Consider the following 20,569-nt stretch of genomic DNA (forward strand, 5'->3'; position numbering starts at 1 on the left):
TGGCGCTCCGGGTGGGCCTATAGCCCGTTGGCAAACGTCCAGCCTGTACGGATGGACGCGGCCCTGGACGAGATAACCATGCCCACCGAAATCGTAGCAGCGATCGGCGAAGGCGCGCTCGCTTATCGAGAGAGCGGCATTCTCTCACTGGCAGATGGCAGAGTATTCTCCGCGTGCCGGCAGTATCGCTATCGCTTGAGCGAGGACAGTGTTGTCGTCGAGTTCGCAGACGGACCTCATATCGGGACGCAGTTCCTCAGCTTGAGTTTCTCGCGGACGGATACCGGGTTGGAAGCGAGTGGCGTCTATGCCTGCGGAGACGACACCTACCATGCAACCTACAGGATTCTGGGGCCGGCGGCCTTTGAAGTGGTCATCATGGTCCAAGGGCCTGCAAAGGCATACGAGCTAGTCAGCCGATATTCCCGGTCGGGATAAATGCTCATGTCAGGAGGGCAAGTCCTCTGTTGCCCTTATCATGGCCGTGAAAGGCAGCGCCGGAATAACTTACCACGCGCTGCAAATCCGAAGACGATTGTCGTCGTCATCAGAAGGTAGGCGACTATCCCACCAGGTGAAAGAGTCGGAACCGCTGCGAGGATCAACCCATCATTCCCGCCGGGTATGAGCGCGATGCCGATACCCATCAATGTGCCGCCGACGACAGATCGCAGAATGCCATTGGCTGTCGGCAGTTGGAGACGCAGATTGCCTTGGCGAAAGGAGGCGGTTAGGGCGCCTGCGATCGAAGAGATCACCGCAGTGAGCGCGACCTCGCCGGCCGGGGACATTCTGAGAGGAAGGGCGCGTTGAATCACGTCTGCGAAGGTCCAGGCCGGCGAGAGTGCATATAGAAGTCCGCCAGTGATACCGAGTCCAATCATCGAAGCGCCGAACGACCAACCCGGCTTTGTTCGCAGAACGCTCTTCGTGGAAACGAAAACGAGTGCCAGCACGAGCACAACTAGGAAGGCTAGGAGAGTAACGAGGCCTGTTGCGCTCGGTTTGGAGATTAAGCTTGGCCATGTTGAATCGTAGCCGAACCTGCCATGGTCGGCAGCCAAGATACCAATCGTTAATCCCAAGGGTAGAGCTAGAAGTCGCATCTCCCCATCCCCAAGCCGCGCCAGCGATCCGAGCAGGCATGTGTCATTAATGAGTGCGCCGAGGCCGAAGGCGATGGCGCCGATGAGCAGGAGGAAATTGATGCTGGTCGAGGGTGCGAGTGTTGCGCCCAGTGTTCCCGTCCAGACTATCGGGACCGCAACCAGGCCTGCCGCTGCCGACGCTGCGAGAAATCCGACGAACATTTTCGGCGGCTGTCTTCTGTGTAACTCATGAGCGGCCACCACTAAACAGGTTCCGCCTTGGTTCGCCGCATATCCGAACCCGAAGGCAAGTACGCATAGAAGAAGTTCGAGCGCAAACGATCCCATTATTTCAAGCCTGCCTGATCATATCGTCAGCCTTCTGATGCGACGTTCCAGCGTGGCGAGCGCCCCGGCTTAGCTTTACCACGGGAAGGCGCGATCCTGCTGTAGCCGCACAGATGGCAAAGGCTGACCGAGCCATCTTTGTCGAAGCCGTTTGCCACAAGGAGCCGCTCCGACAGCATGCCTAGAATGTCGAGGTCATTGGGCGACAGGGGCGAAATACATTCGGAGATCACCTGCTCCCGTGCCTTGAGCAAGGCGTCCGTTATCTTCTTCCCCGAATTGGTGAGGTGAATGAAGCGCGCCCGCCTGTCGGTGATTTGTCTTCGTCGTTCCACCAACTGTTCGCGCTCGAGCCTATCGATCAATCGCACCGTCCCGGCATGAGAAAGCCCGATCGAGGTAGCCAAAACGCTGATCGGCAGTCCGGGCTCCATGCTGAGTAACACCATCACGGCGGTCCCCGGGCCGCTTGGTGAAAACGAGGCCGAGACACTGGCGATGCTGTCTGCAACGGCCAACGCGAGTGCACCTAAATGGTACTTGGCGACCTCAGGCTCCATACCGCAAGAATATATGCTTCGCGCATAGACTTCAAGCGTGTGAAAATGTATGACCGCCGCATGCATCTATGACAGATTCGGACATGGTCATGCTCATTGAGGGGCTCAGCTCGGATTCCACATCTGAGATCAACGGACGTGCTCGTTCCCCAGGCGCTAGCGGGGGTGGGCTCGATGAAAGTGGACGTGCATGGGTGCCGCTCACCGGGCGCAGGCGGTTCGCCGATGAGACCGCCGGTATGATCGGACGGGTCTCATGCCCGACCTGACTCTTGATCTCCGATACCTGAAGTACGCCGTTCAGGTCGCCGAGGCCGGCAGCTTCCGCCGAGCGGCGGAGCGCCTATCGATATCGCAATCCACCGTCAGCCGACGTGTGCAGCTGTTTGAGCGCCAACTTGGCTTTTCTCTCTTCAAGCGTACGCGAGCGGGGGCAGGGCTGACTCCAGAAGGTGAGCGCTTCCTTCAACAAGCGGTGGTGGGAGCGCGCTACCTTCGTAACGCCGCAACGGAGATCCGCTCCGCGCGGAAACTCAAGACCGGGCTCGTGAGGTTTGGAATGCTTGAAGCGTTCCCGGCGTGCCCGATCATCAACATTCTCTCGGCATTCAGAAATAGACATCCGACGATCGAGGTAAAGCTTGAGGAAGGCACTTCAGAAGAAAACACTTTGGGGGTGAAGCGCGGATTACTGGACGCAGCAATCAGCCTGAGTGCGAGCAAGAGCCCTCAGTTCCAAGTTCGACGTCTCTGCGAACCAGATCTGTTCGTGGCATTGTCCCCGCTTCACGAGTTGGCAGCACGGCCACAGCTGTCGTGGGAGGACGTTTGTGACGAAGTCTTCCTCGTTCGCTCGGATGGCGCTGGGCGTGAGCTCGCTGGCATACTCCGGCGCATGGTGGGCGCCGGAGACGGAGCGGTTCAACTCTCGATCCAACAAGTCAGCCGAGAAACCCTGCTGACGATGGTCGAACAGGGCTTCGGCTTGACCATCACCAGCGTGATCTACCGGCCGGATATCGCGTTGATCCCGCTCCCATCGGCGCGGGCGCCGACGGCCGCTATAATTTCTTCCAGTGACAACGACAACCCGACTCTGCCGGGCACTGTTGCAAAGTTAGCGATGAGGCAGCCTTTTGTCTTATTCAAAGGCCTTACATTTCAAAAACTCTGCTTACCAGGCGCATTTCGCCCAGGGGATCACCATAATAAAATGCTGAGGCCTGGCCTTTGCGTAATGCACGCATCACCTCAATACCTTTGATGGTGGCGTAAGCCGTCTTCATGGATTTAAATCCCAGCGTGGCGCCGATTATCCGTTTCAGTTTGCCATGATCGCATTCAATCACGTTGTTCCGGTACTTAATCTGTCGGTGTTCAACGTCAGACGGGCACCGGCCTTCGCGTTTGAGCAGAGCAAGCGCGCGACCATAGGCGGGCGCTTTATCCGTGTTGATGAATCGCGGGATCTGCCACTTCTTCACGTTGTTGAGGATTTTACCCAGAAACCGGTATGCAGCTTTGCTGTTACGACGGGAGGAGAGATAAAAATCGACAGTGCGGCCCCGGCTGTCGACGGCGGTACAGATACGCCCAGCGGCCATTGACCTTCACGTAGGTTTCATCCATGTGCCACGGGCAAAGATCGGAAGGGTTACGCCAGTACCAGCGCAGCCGTTTTTCCATTTCAGGCGCATAACGCTGAACCCAGCGGTAAATCGTGGAGTGATCGACATTCACTCCGCGTTCAGCCAGCATCTCCTGCAGCTCACGGTAACTGATGCCGTATTTGCAGTACCAGCGTACGGCCCACAGAATGATGTCACGCTGAAAATGCCGGCCTTTGAATGGGTTCATGTGCAGCTCCATCAGCAAAAGGGATGATAAGTTTATCACCACCGACTATTTGCAACAGTGCCCTGCGCGGCATGAACAGCGACAACGCACGCAAGGTGCCTGCCGATGCGCCGACCGACTTCATCAAGCCGCGCTGGCAGAAGCTGGTGATGACCGATGCCGGCATCGACCGGCGCTACTACGAGTTGTGCGCACTGTCGGAACTGAAGAACGCGCTGCGCTCCGGCGACATCTGGGTGCAAGGCTCACGCCAGTTCAAGGATTTCGAGGACTACCTGGTACCGCCTGTGAAATTCGCCAGCCTCAAGCTGGCCAGCGAACTGCCGCTGGCTGTGGTCACCAACTGCGACCAGTACCTGCATGACCGGCTGACGCTGCTAGAAACACAGCTTGCGACCGTCAACCGCATGGCGGCGGCCAACGACCTGCCGGACGCCATCATCACCGAGTCTGGCCTGAAGATCACGCCTCTGGATGCGGCGGTGCCTGACACCGCGCAGGCGCTGATCGACCAGACCGCGATGATCCTGCCGCACATCAAGATCACCGAACTGCTTATGGAAGTGGATGAATGGACGGGCTTCACCCGCCACTTTACGCACCTGAAATCGGGCGACCTGGCCAAGGACAAGAACCTGCTGCTGACCACCATACTGGCCGACGCGATCAATCTCGGCCTGACCAAGATGGCCGAGTCCTGTCCCGGCACAACGTATGCCAAGCTCGCCTGGCTACAAGCCTGGCATACCCGCGATGAAACCTATTCGACGGCGCTGGCCGAATTGGTGAACGCGCAGTTCCGGCATCCCTTCGCCGAGCATTGGGGTGACGGCACCACGTCATCGTCGGACGGCCAGAACTTCCGCACCGGCAGCAAGGCCGAGAGCACCGGGCACATCAACCCGAAATATGGCAGCAGCCCAGGGCGGACGTTTTACACGCACATCTCCGACCAGTACGCGCCGTTCCACACCAAGGTCGTGAACGTCGGCGTGCGCGACTCGACCTACGTGCTCGACGGCCTGCTGTACCACGAGTCCGACCTGCGCATCGAGGAGCACTACACCGACACGGCGGGCTTCACCGATCATGTCTTTGCCCTCATGCATCTGCTGGGCTTCCGCTTCGCGCCGCGCATCCGCGCCCTGGGCGACACCAAGCTGTTCATCCCTAAGGGTGAAGCCAGTTACGACGCACTCAGACCGACGATTAGCAGCGACAAGTTGAACATCAAGGCTATTCGTGCCCATTGGGATGAAATCCTGCGCCTGGCTACCTCGATCAAACAGGGCACGGTGACGGCCTCGCTGATGTTGCGCAAGCTCGGCAGCTACCCGCGCCAGAACGGCCTGGCCGTTGCGCTGCGCGAGCTGGGGCGCATCGAGCGCACGCTGTTCATCTTGGACTGGCTGCAAAGCGTGGAACTACGCCGTCGTGTGCATGCCGGATTGAACAAGGGCGAAGCCCGCAATGCGCTGGCCAGGGCGGTGTTCTTCAACCGGCTGGGCGAAATCCGCGACCGCAGTTTCGAGCAGCAGCGCTACCGGGCCAGTGGCCTCAACCTGGTGACGGCGGCCATCGTGCTGTGGAACACGGTCTACCTGGAGCGCGCCGCGAATGCTTTGCGCGGCCACGGCCATGGTGTCGATGAAGGGCTGTTGCAGTACCTGTCGCCGCTGGGTTGGGAGCATATCAACCTGACCGGCGATTACCTCTGGCGCAGTAGCTCCAAAGTAGGCGTGGGGAAATTCCGACCGCTACGTCCGCTCTCTGGGTCTTAGCGTACGATTTTTAATGAGATGGTCACTCCCTCCTTCCCAGTACTATGCTGAGGACAGGCTTTCATTCGGAGAACCATCATGGAAAACATTGCGCTTATTGGTATCGATCTGGGTAAGAACTCTTTCCATATTCATTGTCAGGATCATCGTGGGAAGGCCGTTTACCGTAAAAAATTCACCCGACCAAAGCTAATCGAATTTCTGGCGACATGCCCGGCAACAACCATCGCGATGGAAGCCTGTGGCGGTTCTCACTTTATGGCACGCAAGCTGGCAGAGTTAGGGCATTTTCCAAAGCTGATATCACCGCAATTTGTCCGCCCATTCGTTAAAAGCAACAAAAATGACTTCGTTGATGCTGAAGCTATCTGTGAAGCAGCATCACGTCCATCTATGCGTTTCGTGCAGCCCAGAACCGAATCTCAGCAGGCAATGCGAGCTCTGCATCGTGTCCGTGAATCCCTGGTTCAGGATAAGGTGAAAACAACTAATCAGATGCATGCTTTTCTGCTGGAATTTGGTATCAGCGTTCCGCGAGGTGCTGCCGTTATTAGTCGACTGAGTACCCTTCTTGAGGACAGTAGTTTGCCTCTTTATCTCAGCCAGTTACTGCTGAAATTACAACAGCATTATCACTATCTTGTTGAGCAGATTAAAGATCTGGAATCTCAGTTGAAACGAAAGTTGGACGAAGATGAGGTTGGACAGCGCTTGCTGAGTATTCCCTGCGTTGGAACGCTGACTGCCAGTACTATTTCAACTGAGATTGGCGACGGGAAGCAGTACGCCAGCAGCCGTGACTTTGCGGCGGCAACAGGGCTGGTACCCCGACAGTACAGCACGGGAGGTCGGACGACATTGTTAGGGATTAGCAAGCGGGGCAACAAAAAGATCCGAACTTTGTTGGTTCAGTGTGCCAGGGTATTCATACAAAAACTGGAACACCAGTCTGGCAAGTTGGCCGACTGGGTCAGGGAGTTGTTGTGTCGGAAAAGCAACTTTGTCGTCACCTGTGCTCTGGCAAACAAGCTGGCCAGAATAGCCTGGGCACTGACGGCGCGACAGCAAACTTACGAAGCATAAAGGCAGAAATACACCAGTTTAAACAATCATTCATCTGGTTTTGCGAATACTGATATTGATGATACTAACGGCCCACCGGCCTGTTGAGGAACCTGTAAAACGGAAAGGCTCATTGAAGCCGTATATTTTCTGGAGGTTCATCAGGCGCGGAACTCATCGAGGCGCGGGAATAAAATCCCATTCAGACGCCGGATAGATTCAAGCAAGCCAACTTGTCGTCAAAATCGGTGTTGCAAAAACGGGAGTGACCATAGATTCCGTTTTCTGAGGTGACCCCTGTAAGCATAACGGTTGTAACCTTATGGAAAGGTCCCTTGCAGTTATTTGTGGGTAACTGAATCTGGCGACGAGATGTGGCCACTCTGATGCAATTTCTGGCCATTCTGATGGCGGAATGGGGTGAATGTCAGGAAGGACGGCCGTCATTTCGTGCAGAAAACCGTCAACGATGGACTGCAGACGTGCGAAACCCTCCGGCGCCAGCCGGATTTTTCACACAGGAAGGGTTATATGGGGACGGTGGCCAGCCGCGTGTAGTTGTTACCACGCGACATCAGCATGCGCTCTTTCACGCGCCGCTCCAGCTCACGCTGGAGAGCATCCCTGTCGCCGACGAAACGCCCTTTGGCGTAGTCACGCGTCAGCTGCTGTTTCACCAGCGTCACAATGTCCTTACGGGCTCTGTCCGCGTCACGTCGGGCGCGGGCGCGCTTCAGGCCATGCTGTTTACGTTCGGACTGGTAGCTGCGGAACCGTTCGCGCACAAACCGCCAGGCCTTCGCTATCAGCTCGTCCATCTCCAGCGGCTTCAGGTTCTGCTTCTTACGCTGCTGATTCTCCCATTCCACACGGCTGCGCCTCGCGGCCACAACGGCCACGTCAGAGACGTCGAGCGCGGAGAACAGTGCCGGCGTGAAGGTGGTATCGGTCGGGATATTGCAGCCAATCTGCGGGTCATACTCGGTCTGATAGGTAATCAGCCCCAGCTCCGCCATAAACGTCAGCGCCCGCGTGGCGCGGGTGATGGACAGATTACCGCTTTTCGACTCGGTGGCGAGACCGCACTCGATGGCCAGATTGGTGATGGAGCGCTGAACGCGGTTGGCCAGCGGGTCATAGTGGAAACACAGCCCCTGGAGCAGGGCATCGATGGCCCGGCGGCGCAACAGTGGCGGCATCCGGTGACGTTTACCCAGCGAGCGTAAGAACGCCACATGGATGGAAAAGTCAAAACGGGACGTGAAGCCTTCGGCTTTCGCCATCAGCTTACGACAGAACGGCAGTGTCTTTTTGCCTTCACGCGGCGTGAATGCCGGGTTCGGGTTTTTGACCTGACGGTAATGGGAGAACAGGGTCTGGGCGTCAGTCACACCTTCCCGCACTTATGTTGCACGGAAGGAGTAAATGGCACAGAAACGGGTATTGCAGTTTTCTGAGCATAAAACTATACTCCCTGCATAGAGCAACAGCTTCTATACAGTTTAAGTAGGCCCCGTTAATCTTCTCTTAGTCGCCAAACCTGGTGAAGATTATCGGGGTTTTTGCTTTTCTGGTCCCGGGTAGACACCTCATCAGAACCAGTTCCCTGCCACCTTATGGCGTGGCCAACCAAGAATTCACTAAAACGATCAGTAATCTAGCATCCAATGAGAAAACGTTCAAGAATGTGAAGTCTTTACATCGAGAACGCCGCGTTCAGAAAGTTCACGTTCGAGTAAGGTCTCAATAAACTGAGCTTGAGTGAGCCCTTCCTCTTCACAGATCGTAATCATCCAATCTTTAAGAGGATTTTTAACAAAAACCTTCACTTCTTTATGTGTTTCACGTTTACGCGCAATCGCGGCAAGCTGTCTTTCACTCGCCGACATCGGCTTACCTTTTCGGTAAGAACGCTTTTCTTTCGATGAGGAAGTTACTGCATTTTCGATCTGCGACATCTCTGCCTCCTCAAGGATCAAACTTGGATCGTTTGCAGAGAATACTACAGATATCTGAAATCAGCGACTTAACTTTACGCGAAGGTGTGAGCCATGTTGGCGCATGGTTCACCAGGATAGATGTAGATTGCGGATCAAATGACGATGCGACTTAGTATGAAGAATGCCAGTCCGTTCCTCCGTCCCAGCGCGACTGCCAGTGCTGAAGGTAGGTTTGTGCCACTTCCGGCACCTCATTAATAACCAGCACATTCTCGCTATTCCGCGATGCAGCAGAGCGAGTGTAGTTAAAGCTACCAGCCTCAACTGTATGATTATCAACAATAATGACTTTGTCATGCATGATGGCGTAGCGACCGTTGGTGCGCAGCGGAATTCCCGCGTTCACCACGATGTTCATCGCCGCCTGGCTGGCTTTGCTCCGGTTGCCCTTTTCATCAAGCACTATCTTCACATCCACACCACGACGTTTTGCCCTGACAAGCGCACTAACCACCTCCGGAGACGTAAATGAGTAGCCCATCAGCCGAATTTCCTGCTGTGCTGACTCAATCGTCTTAAGGACCAGCTGCAACGCGCTGCCTTCAGGTGAAAAGCCGACCTGAACGGAGGATGCCGCTGCTGCGGGCTGAATACAGCTCAGCGAAAGACATACCAGACCGGACACGGCCAGCTGGCGAAAGGTGAACTTACGCATTAAATAACCTCAGAAATACTGTTCGGATGTGTTAACCAGAAACGCCGGAGACGGGGAAAACTTGCTTTTACCCTTCTCCGGGGTTGGACAACTGAGCACGGCGAAGGCGTCAGTCTCTTTTAGCGGTATCAGTTGGCGGACGCCTGATTATTTTTTGGTATCACCGGCAGCATGACTGATGGCCTGCTGCAGGGCCTCCGCGCTGGTGTATCCCGGAATAACCGTCACGTTATCAGCACTGGCGCCGGCTGACGGGAGAACCACCAGGGCCGGGGTACCGCTGAAGCCCAGCTGCTGCGCAAGTGTGTTTATGCCATCCAGGGTCCCCTGAACATCTGGGGCTGTTTTCGCATCGAACTTCACGGCTTTTGCGGCCGCGCTGATATCAGCATCGGTCAGCTTACCCTCGTTGTGGGCGGTAGCGTAAATCGCGTTGTGATAGTTAAGGTAAGCATCGGCCCCCTTCTGCTTCCAGATCTGAAGCCCGGTTTTCGCCGCACTGAGCGACGCCGGCCAGCGCTGGCCAAATATCGGGAATTCCTTGAACACAAAGCGCACGTCCGGGTTAGCTTTTATTACCTTCTCCAGTTCCGGCGCCAGGCGGGCACAGTAGATGCACTGGTAATCAAAGAATTCAACGACCGTCACTTTCGCATCAGCAGGACCATATGATGGTGTGCCTTTATCGTTCAGCAGCGCTGCCTGATTCTGAACCACGGCGGCCGTCATCGCCTGCTGCTGCTTCTCCTGCTGTTGGGCCTGCAGCTTCTGGCTGACCTCAACCAGCACTTCCGGATGAGCCAGCAGGTAGTCTTTCGCGATTTCACCAATGCGGGCTTCCTGTTCCGGGGTAAAGGCAACGGCAGGTTTCTCTGCTGCCCCCGCCACGCCGGAGACCAGAAGGCCTGCGGCAAGCATGACTGAAAGGGTTTTATTCATGTTCATCCTGTGTTTTTCTCTTCTCGGTTGTTATCAGTTCGTTCCGTGCACGGGTGGCGACGCTTCTAACCGCCCTGCGCTGTCGTTTAGCGTGCTCCTGAGCCCTGCGCTCCACGGCATACGCCGCCTCCTCCGCACTCACCGCTGCGACCGGTTCACCGGCAAGGTTTTTACGCCACGCGCCCACCGTCATGGCGCCCAGATACGCATCCGAGCGGGTGACGGCGGCAAGGCAGCGTTTCAGCGTCTTCACGGAAATCTCCAGCCCGCGCCGGCGAATGTCATTGACCATTGCCTCCCGGATGTTGACCGCCAGGAGCTGCGGCTGGCCGTCCGTCACCAGGGCTGGCCAGCAACGCTTCAGGAGCGCGAGCGCGTCCGCAAGCGGCATGACCTTCCGGTACACCGGTTCCGGGGCAGGTTTGCGCCTGGCCGCCCGCATGGCCTCCCTCTCCTGGGCCTGTCGCTCAGCCCACTGCCGGGCTTTCTCTGCTTTTCTGGCGGCCTTCTCGTCCGCCTGCGCCTTTTTCGCGCTCTCATCCACCGCCTGCTTCCTGACCTTCCAGGCAGGCGTCGTGTTCACCACCACGGTCTTTTTACGCGTGACCCGGCCCGGACCCGCACCGTCCGGTTCACTGTTGCTTACGGCACGCTGACCTTCTGGCTCCGCTTTGCGGCGCAGCGTCAGCGTGGGGCGCCCCTGCTCTGTCATCCTGCCTCCGGATAAATCTGTTTCACGTATACTCCCCTGACTGACCCTATTCTGACACGGCAGATATCACATCACCATCAGTCCGATGACGGCAAGGTGCACCGCGTAGAACAGCGGGAAAAATTCGCGCGGCCAGAACCTCGGCACGCGGCAACAGGTCCGGCTCAGCACCGTCAGGGTAACGCCGGGTATTACCAGACCCGCGATGGCAAAGGCGGGGCTGTCCGCGGCATTCAGCGCGAGTATCGCCAGTGCCAGACACAGCGCCAGCCCCGTGCGCGTGGTGCGCCGGCCCGTCATACATACGCCGCAGGCCAGCATCAGCATCACTACCCCCGCCAGCCCGTAGCTTCCCGCCGAAAACGGCAGCCAGGCCAGAACCAGCATCAGGGAGAGCGGCCACGTGCGCGGCCCGTGCCGCTGCATCATCGCCAGTGCCTGTCCGCTGACCGCAAAGGCAAACAGAATATTGCCCAGGTCCGGGCGCAGCCCGGCCAGTATCCAGCCGCCCTGCGCCACCCCGGCCCATATCCAGAGCCGGTTCAGGGCGCGCTGCTGAATCTGCGGATGGCGGGCGAGGTTCATGGCCCAGACCAGGCCAAAGAGCGGAAACGCTCCCCGACCGGCAAGACGCAGCCAGTCATTATCCAGTCCGCACAGCATGCTGATGTGGTCGGCCACCATCAGCAGCAGCGCCACGGTTTTGATAAGGTCGGTCTGGCCCGGCGTCCACACAAGCAGACGCTGCAGCCAGCAGTCGGCCACCACCACAAGGGGGAAGAGCGGATGGTTTTCAGCGCGCATATCAGTCGCCTCCCAGGGTCTTTTCACGCTCAAGGTCTCGCACCGTTTCGCGCTCCATCTGCTGCAGGCGGTCCCGCTGCACGCTCTCGCGCACCACCTGAGACACCGCCTCATCCCGGCGGCGTTCTTCCGGCGCATCCGGCAGCGTGAGGGGAGATGCCGGCGTTTCTTTTATCCGATCCATATCCCGCACCACATCCCGGACGGCGACGTCAGCCCCTCCGGCCGGCCTGTCGCCGCTGCGGGCCATCTCGCGGACCGCCTCTTCGGCACGCTTATCCAGCTCCCGCTGCACCTCAGCCTCCCGGGCCTGCTGTGCCAGCACCTCCGGCGGCACCGTTTCTGCGGGCTGCGTACCAGTGGCATCGGGCAGGCCGTCGGCCCAGACCCGACCGCCGGTAATGGCGCCGGGGTTCCACGGTCGCGCCTCGCCTTCGAGCCGCACCACCACGCCGCTCTGCGGATTCTCCCTCGCGAGCCGCACGCCCTCTTCCATATCCCGCGCCAGCAGCGACTCGCCGTTACGGCTGGCCTGCAGACCCGCAAACGCCGCGTCCCCGCTGCCCATCACCCGGCCTTCACCAGCGAGCCCCTTAAGCTGCCCGTCTCCGGACGTCAGGGCGCTCAGCCAGACGCCCGCCTTCCTGCCGTTGCGGTCGAAGGCCGGGAGCGCCACGTGCGGCTGCGGGTATTTACGCCCCGGCGAGATATATTTCGCCATCGAGCCCTCGGGCTGCAGCCCGGCCTGGCGCAGCGCGGCGCGACCGGCAGGCACCTCACCCAGCGCTTTTGCCGTCGCCGTCAGGCGGGCGGCATTCGCGACGGCGCGGTCGCCGCGCGGCTCCAGAATGTCATGCGCCGTACTTTTCGCCTGCGATTTTTCCATCGCGGCCACCCACTTATCCCGGTTGTCGGTATAGACCTGCGCGTGCTGCTTCATGCGGCTCAGCGCCACGTAGGCTGACTCGAAGCTCACCATCCGCTTACGTCCGCCGTCCGTACCCTGCAGGGAGATGGAGAAGGGCTCGCTCGCACCCTGTGAGCCTTCAACGGTGACGGCATAGGCCAGGTCGATGTGCTGCTCTGCCTGCTCGGCTGACGGCGTGAGCGTACGGGTCTGTTTCCCGTCCGACAGCGTGACGCTGTCACCTTTTATCTCACTGACCGACCAGACGCTGTTGGCCACGAAGCCCCGCTCGTTGTCGCTTTTCGAAAAGCGCATCCGGTCGCCTTCCGACACGGTAATGGTGTCCTGACGGTAGAGCGTGACGCCCTCTGTCGCCGCCTGCGCGGGCGACAGGCTGCGGGTGTTGCCCTGCGCATCCTTCAGCATCACCAGGTGCGCCTCCCCGTCCAGCGCCTCAATGCTGTAATAGGTGCTGTCCAGCAGAACCAGGCTGTCGCGGGATGCCTCCCACGTTGCCATGCGCCGCAGCTCCCCGTCGCGGATATTGGCAGGCGTGAGAACCGGCAGCGTGACCTCTTTTTCGCCCACCTCGCCGGCACCCTGACGGGCGTCATGAATCATGGCGTTCACCTGGCGGCGGTCGGCGTTCAGGGCGGTGATAACGATGGTCTGCGCCTGCGCCTCTGACGTGCGCCCCGTGTAGTCCTTCACGATGGCCTCCAGCAGCGTCGCGGGCTGCCCGCCGGGCATCAGGTCGCCGGCCGCCACGGCTTTCGCAATGGCCTCCTCCCGTTCGCGGCTGAACTCCATGACGGAGCTGTCCGGCTGCCAGGCATCCGCCCTGCGCGGCACCTGTGCCGGCGCCACGCTCTCAATGGTCGTCAGGGCGCTGCCGATATCGCGGCTAATCAGGCTGTAGACGGCAGGTTTTAGTTCCGGCGTCTGGCGGACGATCTCCTGCATCACCGCCACGTCAATGGCGCTGCGCTTCTGCAGCAGGCGGAAGGGCTGGCCCGGGGCAATGGACTGCAGCTGGTCGGTATCCCCGCTGGAGACCGCGCGCCCCCCGCCCCCGGCAATCAGGCTGTACGCCTTCGCCATGTCGGCGTTACCGACCATTGAGCTTTCATCCACGAGAAACAGCACGTTGCTGAAGTCCGTTCGTTCGCCGCCGCGCAGCTGCTGCTGCGTGTCGTGAATAAAGGCCGCCAGCGTCTGCGTTTCAGGCACGCCCGCATCGCGCATCTCGCTCACCGCCCGGTGGGTGGGGGCCACGCCGATAACGCGCGGCTGCTCCCGTTCCGGCAGCGTGCCGATGGCCGACATGACTGCCCGGAACTGGGTGGTTTTACCCACCCCGGCGTAGCCCTGCACCAGGGTAAAGCGGTCGGGGGATTCAAGTATCATGCGCGTGGCGTTCCGCTGCCCGTCGGTCAGGCCCGCCAGCTGCGCGTCCGGAACCTTATCCATCAGCGGGGTGACGGCCTCCTTTCCCTCAAGGACGTGGCGGATAATGCTTTTTTCAGCGTTGTACGACTGGCGTGAGACCAGCAGCTGCAGGCCGTTTCCCGGCGATACCGGCACCGACAGCAGGTCGCCGCTGCGCACCTGACGGTCCGCTTCCTTTTCGATGGCCTGCAGGCTGAGGCTGTCCTGCTCAAATTCTTTCGCGGCGGCCATCAGTTGCGGCTTCGTGAACGCCAGGCCGTTCCCCTCCAGCACCGGAATGGCCAGATGGATAGCCTGCTGCTCCGGCGTGTGCAGACCGGCCTTCTGGTGCGCCAGGGCATCATCGAGCCTGTCATGCCCCGCCGCATCCTTAATCTGTTCGGACACGACGCTCCAGGCAGACTGACGCGACAGCTTCTCCGTCGTTTTCTGCGCCGTCTGCGCGGAATAGAGCCGCACCGCCCGGCCGCTGAGCGCCAGTTTGTTCAGCGTGGTGTTATCCAGCTCGCGCTGCGACAGCGAGGCAAAAACCGTGGCGCTGTCGCTCACCGAGCGGCCCGGCGACTCCACCCAGCCTTGAACCACCTTCGCGGCGGTAAACGGGCTGTCGCCGGCGGGCAGGACCACGTCCGCCTTACGCCCCGGCAGGCTGACGACGAGCCCCGCCTCCCCGAGCGCCTTAACGGTCACCGTATCGCCTCCCCTGAGCCGCGTCCCCTGCGCCTGACCCAGCACTGCCAGACGGTCGCCTTCGGCCACCTGCAGCGTGCCGGTGCGGTACAGCGACCAGCTGCTGTTGAGTTCAGACAGGCGGGTCACCCGCGTCTCACCCTGGGCGTTGCGCAGCGTCAGGCTGTTGTTGCGGCCCGTCACGCGGTCAATGACAAAGCGTTCCCGGCTGCGCTCTTCGGCATTCCAGCGCTCCATGACCATCCCCTCCCGGTAGTGGTCGCGCACCTGCTGATGGCGGCTGTCGAGCCAGACCGGCTCCAGCGTGGTGATACTGACCTCCCGCTCGCCCAGCACCTTTTCCGCCTTAAGCGCCTCGCGGACTACGCCTGCGAGCACCGCCTGCTCGCGCGGACCGGTGACCTGCGCCACGCTGTGTTCACCTGCGCGGACGCTTCGGGCAAAGTCAGCGGCCAGGCGGTCATACCGCTGCCGCCGGTCAGGCTCGCTGATAACCGAGACCTGCGTCTTCTCACCGCCCTGCCACGCGAGCGTGCTCACTCCCGCTTCCTTCATGACGGTGAGGGCGCTGCCGGTCCCGGTGCGCTGGCCGCTGTCGGCAATCAGCAGCTGGACGTTATGGCGCAGCGCACCGTCGAGCAGCGTGAGCGTTTCTTTCAGGGTCAGCTTCTCCCCCTGGTCCACAATCAGCGTGCTGCCGGGCGTAAAGGCCATGCCCTCCGTCAGCCCCCGCCTGTCGGTGATATGCTCGCCGCTGAGGCGCTCATCCTGCATAAGGGCGCTGCGCGAACGCCTGTCGGCGGCGATAATCTGCACGTCACGCCCCTGTTCGCGCGCCATCATCGTCAGCTCCGCCACGCGCTCACGCTGGCCGGCCGCCCCGCCCTGACCCGAAATGATCGCCACCGGCGGACGGTCCTGGGCCAGGACACTCACGGCATCGCTGTATGACCGGCTGCGGGGCACGCTTTTATCCGGAAAAATGTCGGCCTGCCCCGTCCGCTGTAAATCGCGGGTCATCGCCGACACCGACAGCTCATCCAGCACGTGGATGTTCGAGGTAAACAGCCCCTTCTCTTTATCCAGCGGGATGAGCTGCTCATTTTTTATCGCCGCATCGATGCCGTCACGCGCCATCTCCACCATGCCCGACCGCGCGGGCAGCTGCCCGAGGGTGGTGGCCAGCAGTTCGGAATACGTGAACCGCGCCCGCCGGTCGCTCAGCATCGCGATGGCCTGCCCGACGCTGCTGTTAATATCAATGGCTTCAGGCGTCGTTGCGGGAATATTCCCCTGCACAACCCGCAGGTCTGCCGCCTCACGGTAGGCTTTAATGTCAAACCCCGTCTCTTTCAGGGTATGCATCCACTCGGCCATGCGCTGTTCGGGGTCAACCTTCTGCTTCGACTGGCGGGTATCGAGCGCCGCCACGTCGCGGGACTTCAGGGACGCGTCATCCCCGACCGCCTCGCTGATGGTCCTGCTGCGGCTGGAATACGGCTCCGTCGGTACGCCCTTCAGCTCCCACATGCCGTGTTTGCCGACCGTCTCAGTCTCATAGCCCATCGCCGCGACGTCATCCTTCAGCGCGGCACGATACAGGCGGCCAAAGGCAATCTGGTTGGCGTAGATATTCTCAATAAACCCGGTTTTACCCACTTTGTCGCTGCTGAGCGTTCGCCACTCATCGCCATGCTGAGTGGCATTGGCCACCACCGCGTGGGTGTGCAGCTGCGGCTCCTGGTCGCGGCTGGTATCGTGGTTAAACAGCGCCATCACCAGGTTGCCGGTCAGCTGCGTCTCGCTCCTGCCCTCCGTCATAACCCGCGTGGAGGCCATTGCCTCTATCTGCTTAATGGCGGTCTCCACCGCGCGGTTGTGTGCCTCAATAAGACGCTTGTCGCCTCCCAGCATGGCCATCACGGAGACACTTTTGGGCGCAGAGAAGGTGAAGTCGTAGCCCGGACGGTGTTTGTTCGCCCCGTCCTGAGTCCGGCTGAGGTCGCTGCCGTCCGGCAGGCGTCCCTCCAGAACCTTCGTAAAGACCTTCTGGTCCACCCCGCCGCTGAGCCCCAGCGCTTCAGCCCCTTTTCCGGCCCAGCGCTCGCCCATACTACCGATAACGTAGTAGTTGTCCTTGTCGGTGTAATAATTGCCCGCGCTGCCGGCGGATTTTACCGATCCGATGCTCATCATCAGATGTATCCTCCCGGCTCAAGATCCTTTTCAGGCGCCCGGTGAACGTTGATGTTCACTTCTTCACGACGCTGCCTCTCCTGAGGAGACAGTTCGTCCTGCTCCGCCTGCCACGCCTCCCATGCCGCCATATCCACTACTTCACCGCTTTCACTGATGCCGGGCGGCAGCTGCTCTGCCTCTTCCGCCTTTGTCTTCAGCTCAGGCTCCACACCGCCGGCGCCTGCCGCACCTGCTACGGATGCCGCGTCTGCAGCGCGGGGCGCGGGCGTCAGTTGCTGTGGCTGCTGTGGCTGCTGTGGCTGCTGTGGCTGCTGTGGCTGCTGTGGCTGACCAACATTCTCCGCACCGCCCTCTGGCGCGACAACATCGGCATCCGGTTCAAAGAGCATGGCGATGCTGCGGGATTCATGTTCACGTGCAGCCAGCGCGGCATTCAGGCGTTCCTCCGCTTTCCCGTCGATGGTGCGCGGAATGAATTCCGGTGCCACCTTTGGACGCTGCTGATACTTCAGCGCCATTTTCACGGCAGGATAAGGTCCGGGAAGCGTGACGTAGCAGGAGAGATCCGGCAACGTCTGGACGTCGGAGTAACTCACCAGGGTGACGCGCTCCATGTCCTTGCCGACCGAGGTACCGTCGCGTACCGGGTCCACACCGTAGGAATACTGCTCGGACGCCTTGAGGATTTCTTTTTCACCGATTTCGCCAGCGGCGAACTCGGCGATATTGCGCGACGGCGAGCGGAAGAAGGCACGGGTGTTCAGCACGTCGAACAGCGTTTCCGCCGGCTTCTGCCCGTAAATATCTTCCAGCTGGGCGTAGGACTGAATGCCAATGACGTAGCAGCCGCCAAACTTACGCGCCTCCGGCAGGATCTCAACCAGGTCCGGCAGCTTGTGCAGGGTAGGCAGCTCGTCGGCGAAGATCCACACGCGGCGGTTACGGTTTTCCCCCATCGCCAGCAGCCCGCGAATGGCGATGGACAACCACATGGAGATAACCGGCTTGAGGGAAGCGTGGGTGTCAGCATTGGAGGAGATAAACAGCCAGCCGTTTTTACCATCCTCACGAACGCCGCGCATCCAGTCGCGTATGGTGAATGACTCGCCGTTATTTTCGATGCCCTGCAGGTAGCGGATAGCCTTGACGTAGTTGGTCAGCACGGCGCGGATGGAGATGGCCGTTTTCTCGATTTTCTCTTCCACCAGGTTCGCCGCCGGGGAGTTTTTCAGGTACGAGCGCAGCTTCTCAATCTTGATGGAAAGCAGCGTGTCGACCAGCTTGCTGTAGCTGCGGTCCTTGTCGTTGCGCATCAGATATGCGGCTTCGGCAAAGATGGTACGTCCCGACCCCTGCCAGAAGGGGTCTTCCTTCGTGCCCATAGGAATAAGCGTGTTGGAAACGTTGTCGAAGTCAGGCTGCGTCAGGCACTCCCGCCACAGGTCCCATGCAGCGCAGCGCGCATCCAGCGGGTTAAGGATTTTATCTGTGGCCGGATCATAGTAGCTTTTGACGAACTCACAGGAGCGGTCATACACGATGACCATATCGCCACGCTGGCGGGCGTAGTTCATCAGACGGCGGATAACTTCTGATTTACCGGCCCCGACGGTACCGTGCAGACAGAAGTTCTGGATCTCCGAGTCCTTAATAAGCGGCAGCTCACCGATTTTGATGTCGGATGCGAGACCGTCGCGCCTGAGCATTTTCGCCACCGCTTTCGGGTCGTCAGTCAGCTGGCGCCCTCCCGTTATCTCGTCCTCACTCTGCTGCTTACCCTGATGGCCCAGAATCCAGGTGGTGACAAAGAAGGTAATAACGCACACCACGGCCGCGATGATGGCAGCAAGAATAAAGGCCGTCCAGACCTGGTCGGCGCACCACTGGATATATTTGTCCTGCAGTATTTGCTGCGCGTTGTACTTCAGCTCATGGCCGTAATAACGGATGGTATAGACAGGCTGGGATTTAAAAATATCGCGCATGGGGGCCAGCGTCTGACACCAGTAATAAACCATGCCGTTCACGAACGTCTGCCAGGTCAGTTTAACCGACAGCGTAATCGCGACAATGATGCCGAAGAGAATGACGAGACAGTACACGATGATATTGGCAATTTGACTGAACATACGGATACGCATGCTCGCGATCTGACCGCCCTGGGTCATATCCTTAGCATTAAAACTCATATTAGCCTCATAGAGGTTGGTCTATATGTATAGCGACCATGATTTCAGAAAGCAATTGATTTAATGTCATCCGTTACAAAACACTAGGATGACATCATTTAACTAAAGGCGGGGAGATTATTAATAATGAATGTTATTTTTTAAGTAAATCACACGCTCCTGCATATCCATGTGAGCATGATTTTTTCAAATAGATATCTGCCATTCCAGAACCTGGAAATACACCATCACCTCTCATATAAGCCCCTGCCAAATTAAACTCAGCCTGTCCGTTATTTTTAATGGATGCTTTCTCCCACCAGATCACCGCCTCGTGCATATCCCTATTAACACACTCACCTGTAGAATACAGGTTTCCAATATTCAAATATGCCAACTCAAAATCTTTTTGAGCTGAGGAGTTAAGCAAATCCATTATTTTATCACAACGGGCATCTTTCAATAATCCATTTTTATAAAGCATTGCCAAGTCATTCTGAGCAGATGCATTCCCTGCATCTGCTGCCTTCCCCCACCAATAGCCTGCTTTTTTTATATTTTTATCAACACCTTGCCCATAATAATAGAGCAGACCTAGGTTATTTTGGGCATCTGAATTACCCTGAATCGCCGACTTATTAGTCCAATAAAAAGCTTTTTTATAATCACCAGATACGACCAAATACATTGCACCTAGCTTATATTGAGCTAATGCGTTTCCAGAATTCGCATCTTTTTTTAAGTTAGTGTAGTAGTCGTCGCTAGCCCTTACACTCAAGGTACACGACAGGAAAACAAAAACTCCCAACATCCCATAGAACACTCGCATTGTTTACCTCCATAAAACTAAATATTATATCCATACACAACCATGAAACTGACTATGAAATCCTACAACTCAATCTAACGCTTCCAACCCATTGGATAATTACTTTCCGGATTATAATTAACATTATCAAAGTCCACGGATTCAAAGTCATTATTTATAGAGTGGGCGCCATCTACCTTGTTTTTTTCAAGCCACTCTTTGATGCTTATACACCCGCTAACCTTATATAAATCCATCAATGTACCCACAATGAATACAAAAAAAGTAACAAGAGGAGGAGCCAGTGAACATATAGGCATTATCACATACCAAACTACCCTGTTGTATGTGTAGGGTTCAACACTGCCTTTATTCTTAGATATTTTATAAAACAAATAGATGAACAATCCTTGCCATAAGAGCACAGTTGCACCAATGAATACCACCTCCGTAACTAACCATCCAGCCAGATAACAAGCAATAGACTGAAACAACACTACCATGAATATCTGAAGCAGATTTCTCATCGCACCCTCTCTGGC

Annotated in this window: 16 protein-coding genes and 3 pseudogenes; 5 read left to right on the forward strand and 14 right to left on the reverse strand. The window is 58.2% G+C overall.

Annotation, left to right across the window (positions count from 1 at the left end; all coding sequences use genetic code 11):
- Positions 1 to 78 precede the first annotated feature (78 nt).
- Positions 79 to 438 carry a DUF6314 family protein gene (locus ACLHV9_RS25180; protein WP_166479491.1) on the forward strand — a complete coding sequence of 120 codons (360 nt, stop codon included), beginning with the start codon at positions 79 to 81 and terminating at the stop codon, positions 436 to 438.
- A gap of 38 nt (positions 439 to 476) precedes the next feature.
- Here the strand turns inward: ACLHV9_RS25180 and ACLHV9_RS25185 are convergent, their stop codons facing one another.
- Together ACLHV9_RS25185 and ACLHV9_RS25190 are read right to left on the reverse strand one after the other, a co-directional pair.
- On the reverse strand, positions 477 to 1,436 hold the full coding sequence (locus ACLHV9_RS25185) for a YeeE/YedE thiosulfate transporter family protein (protein ID WP_004099025.1): 960 nt from the start codon (positions 1,434 to 1,436) through the stop codon (positions 477 to 479).
- A 26-nt stretch (positions 1,437 to 1,462) separates the two neighbouring features.
- Entirely contained in the window at positions 1,463 to 1,885 is a 423-nt protein-coding gene (locus tag ACLHV9_RS25190) for a MarR family winged helix-turn-helix transcriptional regulator (RefSeq protein ID WP_223296479.1), read from the reverse strand.
- 367 nt (positions 1,886 to 2,252) lie between these two features.
- Here ACLHV9_RS25190 and ACLHV9_RS25195 point away from each other — a divergent pair, with 367 nt between their 5' ends.
- Positions 2,253 to 3,260 (forward strand): LysR family transcriptional regulator, encoded by a 1,008-nt coding sequence (locus ACLHV9_RS25195; protein ID WP_227666877.1) that lies wholly within the window; start codon positions 2,253 to 2,255, stop codon positions 3,258 to 3,260.
- On the opposite strand, the pseudogene ACLHV9_RS25200 reads toward ACLHV9_RS25195, so the two are convergent.
- A pseudogene (locus ACLHV9_RS25200) lies at positions 3,151 to 3,853 on the reverse strand (IS6-like element IS26 family transposase). The gene ACLHV9_RS25195 and the pseudogene ACLHV9_RS25200 overlap by 110 nt on opposite strands.
- A gap of 59 nt (positions 3,854 to 3,912) precedes the next feature.
- Between ACLHV9_RS25200 and ACLHV9_RS25205 the strand changes: the two are divergent.
- Positions 3,913 to 5,634 (forward strand): annotated as a pseudogene (locus ACLHV9_RS25205) (Tn3-like element TnShfr1 family transposase); the annotation flags it as partial.
- 78 nt (positions 5,635 to 5,712) lie between these two features.
- A complete protein-coding gene (locus ACLHV9_RS25210; protein ID WP_000427614.1) occupies positions 5,713 to 6,717 on the forward strand; it encodes an IS110-like element IS5075 family transposase in 1,005 nt (334 codons plus the stop codon).
- 506 nt (positions 6,718 to 7,223) lie between these two features.
- Here ACLHV9_RS25210 and repA read toward each other — a convergent pair.
- Together repA and tap are read right to left on the reverse strand one after the other, a co-directional pair.
- Positions 7,224 to 8,099, reverse strand: coding sequence for an incFII family plasmid replication initiator RepA (gene repA, locus ACLHV9_RS25215; RefSeq protein WP_085952537.1), 876 nt, complete (start codon positions 8,097 to 8,099; stop codon positions 7,224 to 7,226).
- On the reverse strand, positions 8,080 to 8,157 hold the full coding sequence (gene tap / locus ACLHV9_RS25220; RefSeq protein ID WP_011201829.1) for a RepA leader peptide Tap: 78 nt from the start codon (positions 8,155 to 8,157) through the stop codon (positions 8,080 to 8,082). Before tap ends, repA begins: the two co-directional genes overlap by 20 nt.
- 79 nt (positions 8,158 to 8,236) lie before the next feature.
- Here tap and ACLHV9_RS25225 point away from each other — a divergent pair.
- A pseudogene (locus tag ACLHV9_RS25225) lies at positions 8,237 to 8,340 on the forward strand (replication protein RepA).
- 35 nt (positions 8,341 to 8,375) lie between these two features.
- Here ACLHV9_RS25225 and ACLHV9_RS25230 read toward each other — a convergent pair.
- From ACLHV9_RS25230 to ACLHV9_RS25270, 9 genes are all read right to left on the reverse strand, one after another.
- Positions 8,376 to 8,654: a replication regulatory protein RepA gene (locus ACLHV9_RS25230; RefSeq protein WP_008324932.1), complete on the reverse strand. Its 279-nt coding sequence runs from the start codon at positions 8,652 to 8,654 to the stop codon at positions 8,376 to 8,378.
- Between the two features lie 151 nt (positions 8,655 to 8,805).
- Positions 8,806 to 9,351, reverse strand: a complete 546-nt coding sequence (locus ACLHV9_RS25235; protein ID WP_008324931.1) for a phospholipase D family protein — start codon at positions 9,349 to 9,351, stop codon at positions 8,806 to 8,808.
- A 147-nt stretch (positions 9,352 to 9,498) separates the two neighbouring features.
- Positions 9,499 to 10,290, reverse strand: coding sequence for a DsbA family protein (locus tag ACLHV9_RS25240; protein WP_008324924.1), 792 nt, complete (start codon positions 10,288 to 10,290; stop codon positions 9,499 to 9,501).
- On the reverse strand, positions 10,283 to 11,002 hold the full coding sequence (gene finO / locus ACLHV9_RS25245; RefSeq protein ID WP_008324922.1) for a fertility inhibition protein FinO: 720 nt from the start codon (positions 11,000 to 11,002) through the stop codon (positions 10,283 to 10,285). Before finO ends, ACLHV9_RS25240 begins: the two co-directional genes overlap by 8 nt.
- A gap of 66 nt (positions 11,003 to 11,068) precedes the next feature.
- Entirely contained in the window at positions 11,069 to 11,806 is a 738-nt protein-coding gene (gene traX / locus ACLHV9_RS25250; protein WP_008324912.1) for a type-F conjugative transfer system pilin acetylase TraX, read from the reverse strand.
- Position 11,807: 1 nt separating this feature from the next.
- Positions 11,808 to 17,048 (reverse strand): conjugative transfer relaxase/helicase TraI, encoded by a 5,241-nt coding sequence (gene traI, locus ACLHV9_RS25255; protein ID WP_023307204.1) that lies wholly within the window; start codon positions 17,046 to 17,048, stop codon positions 11,808 to 11,810.
- On the reverse strand, positions 17,048 to 19,240 hold the full coding sequence (traD, locus tag ACLHV9_RS25260; RefSeq protein WP_008324910.1) for a type IV conjugative transfer system coupling protein TraD: 2,193 nt from the start codon (positions 19,238 to 19,240) through the stop codon (positions 17,048 to 17,050). The genes traI and traD overlap by 1 nt, the downstream gene beginning before the upstream one ends.
- Before the next feature lie 133 nt (positions 19,241 to 19,373).
- Entirely contained in the window at positions 19,374 to 20,048 is a 675-nt protein-coding gene (locus tag ACLHV9_RS25265) for a tetratricopeptide repeat protein (RefSeq protein ID WP_008324909.1), read from the reverse strand.
- A 74-nt stretch (positions 20,049 to 20,122) separates the two neighbouring features.
- On the reverse strand, positions 20,123 to 20,554 hold the full coding sequence (locus ACLHV9_RS25270) for an entry exclusion protein (RefSeq protein ID WP_008324118.1): 432 nt from the start codon (positions 20,552 to 20,554) through the stop codon (positions 20,123 to 20,125).
- Between the last annotated feature and the right edge of the window lie 15 nt (positions 20,555 to 20,569).

The organism is Enterobacter sp. CPE_E890, from assembly GCF_046521475.1.
GTDB classification, from domain to species: domain Bacteria; phylum Pseudomonadota; class Gammaproteobacteria; order Enterobacterales; family Enterobacteriaceae; genus Enterobacter; species Enterobacter adelaidei.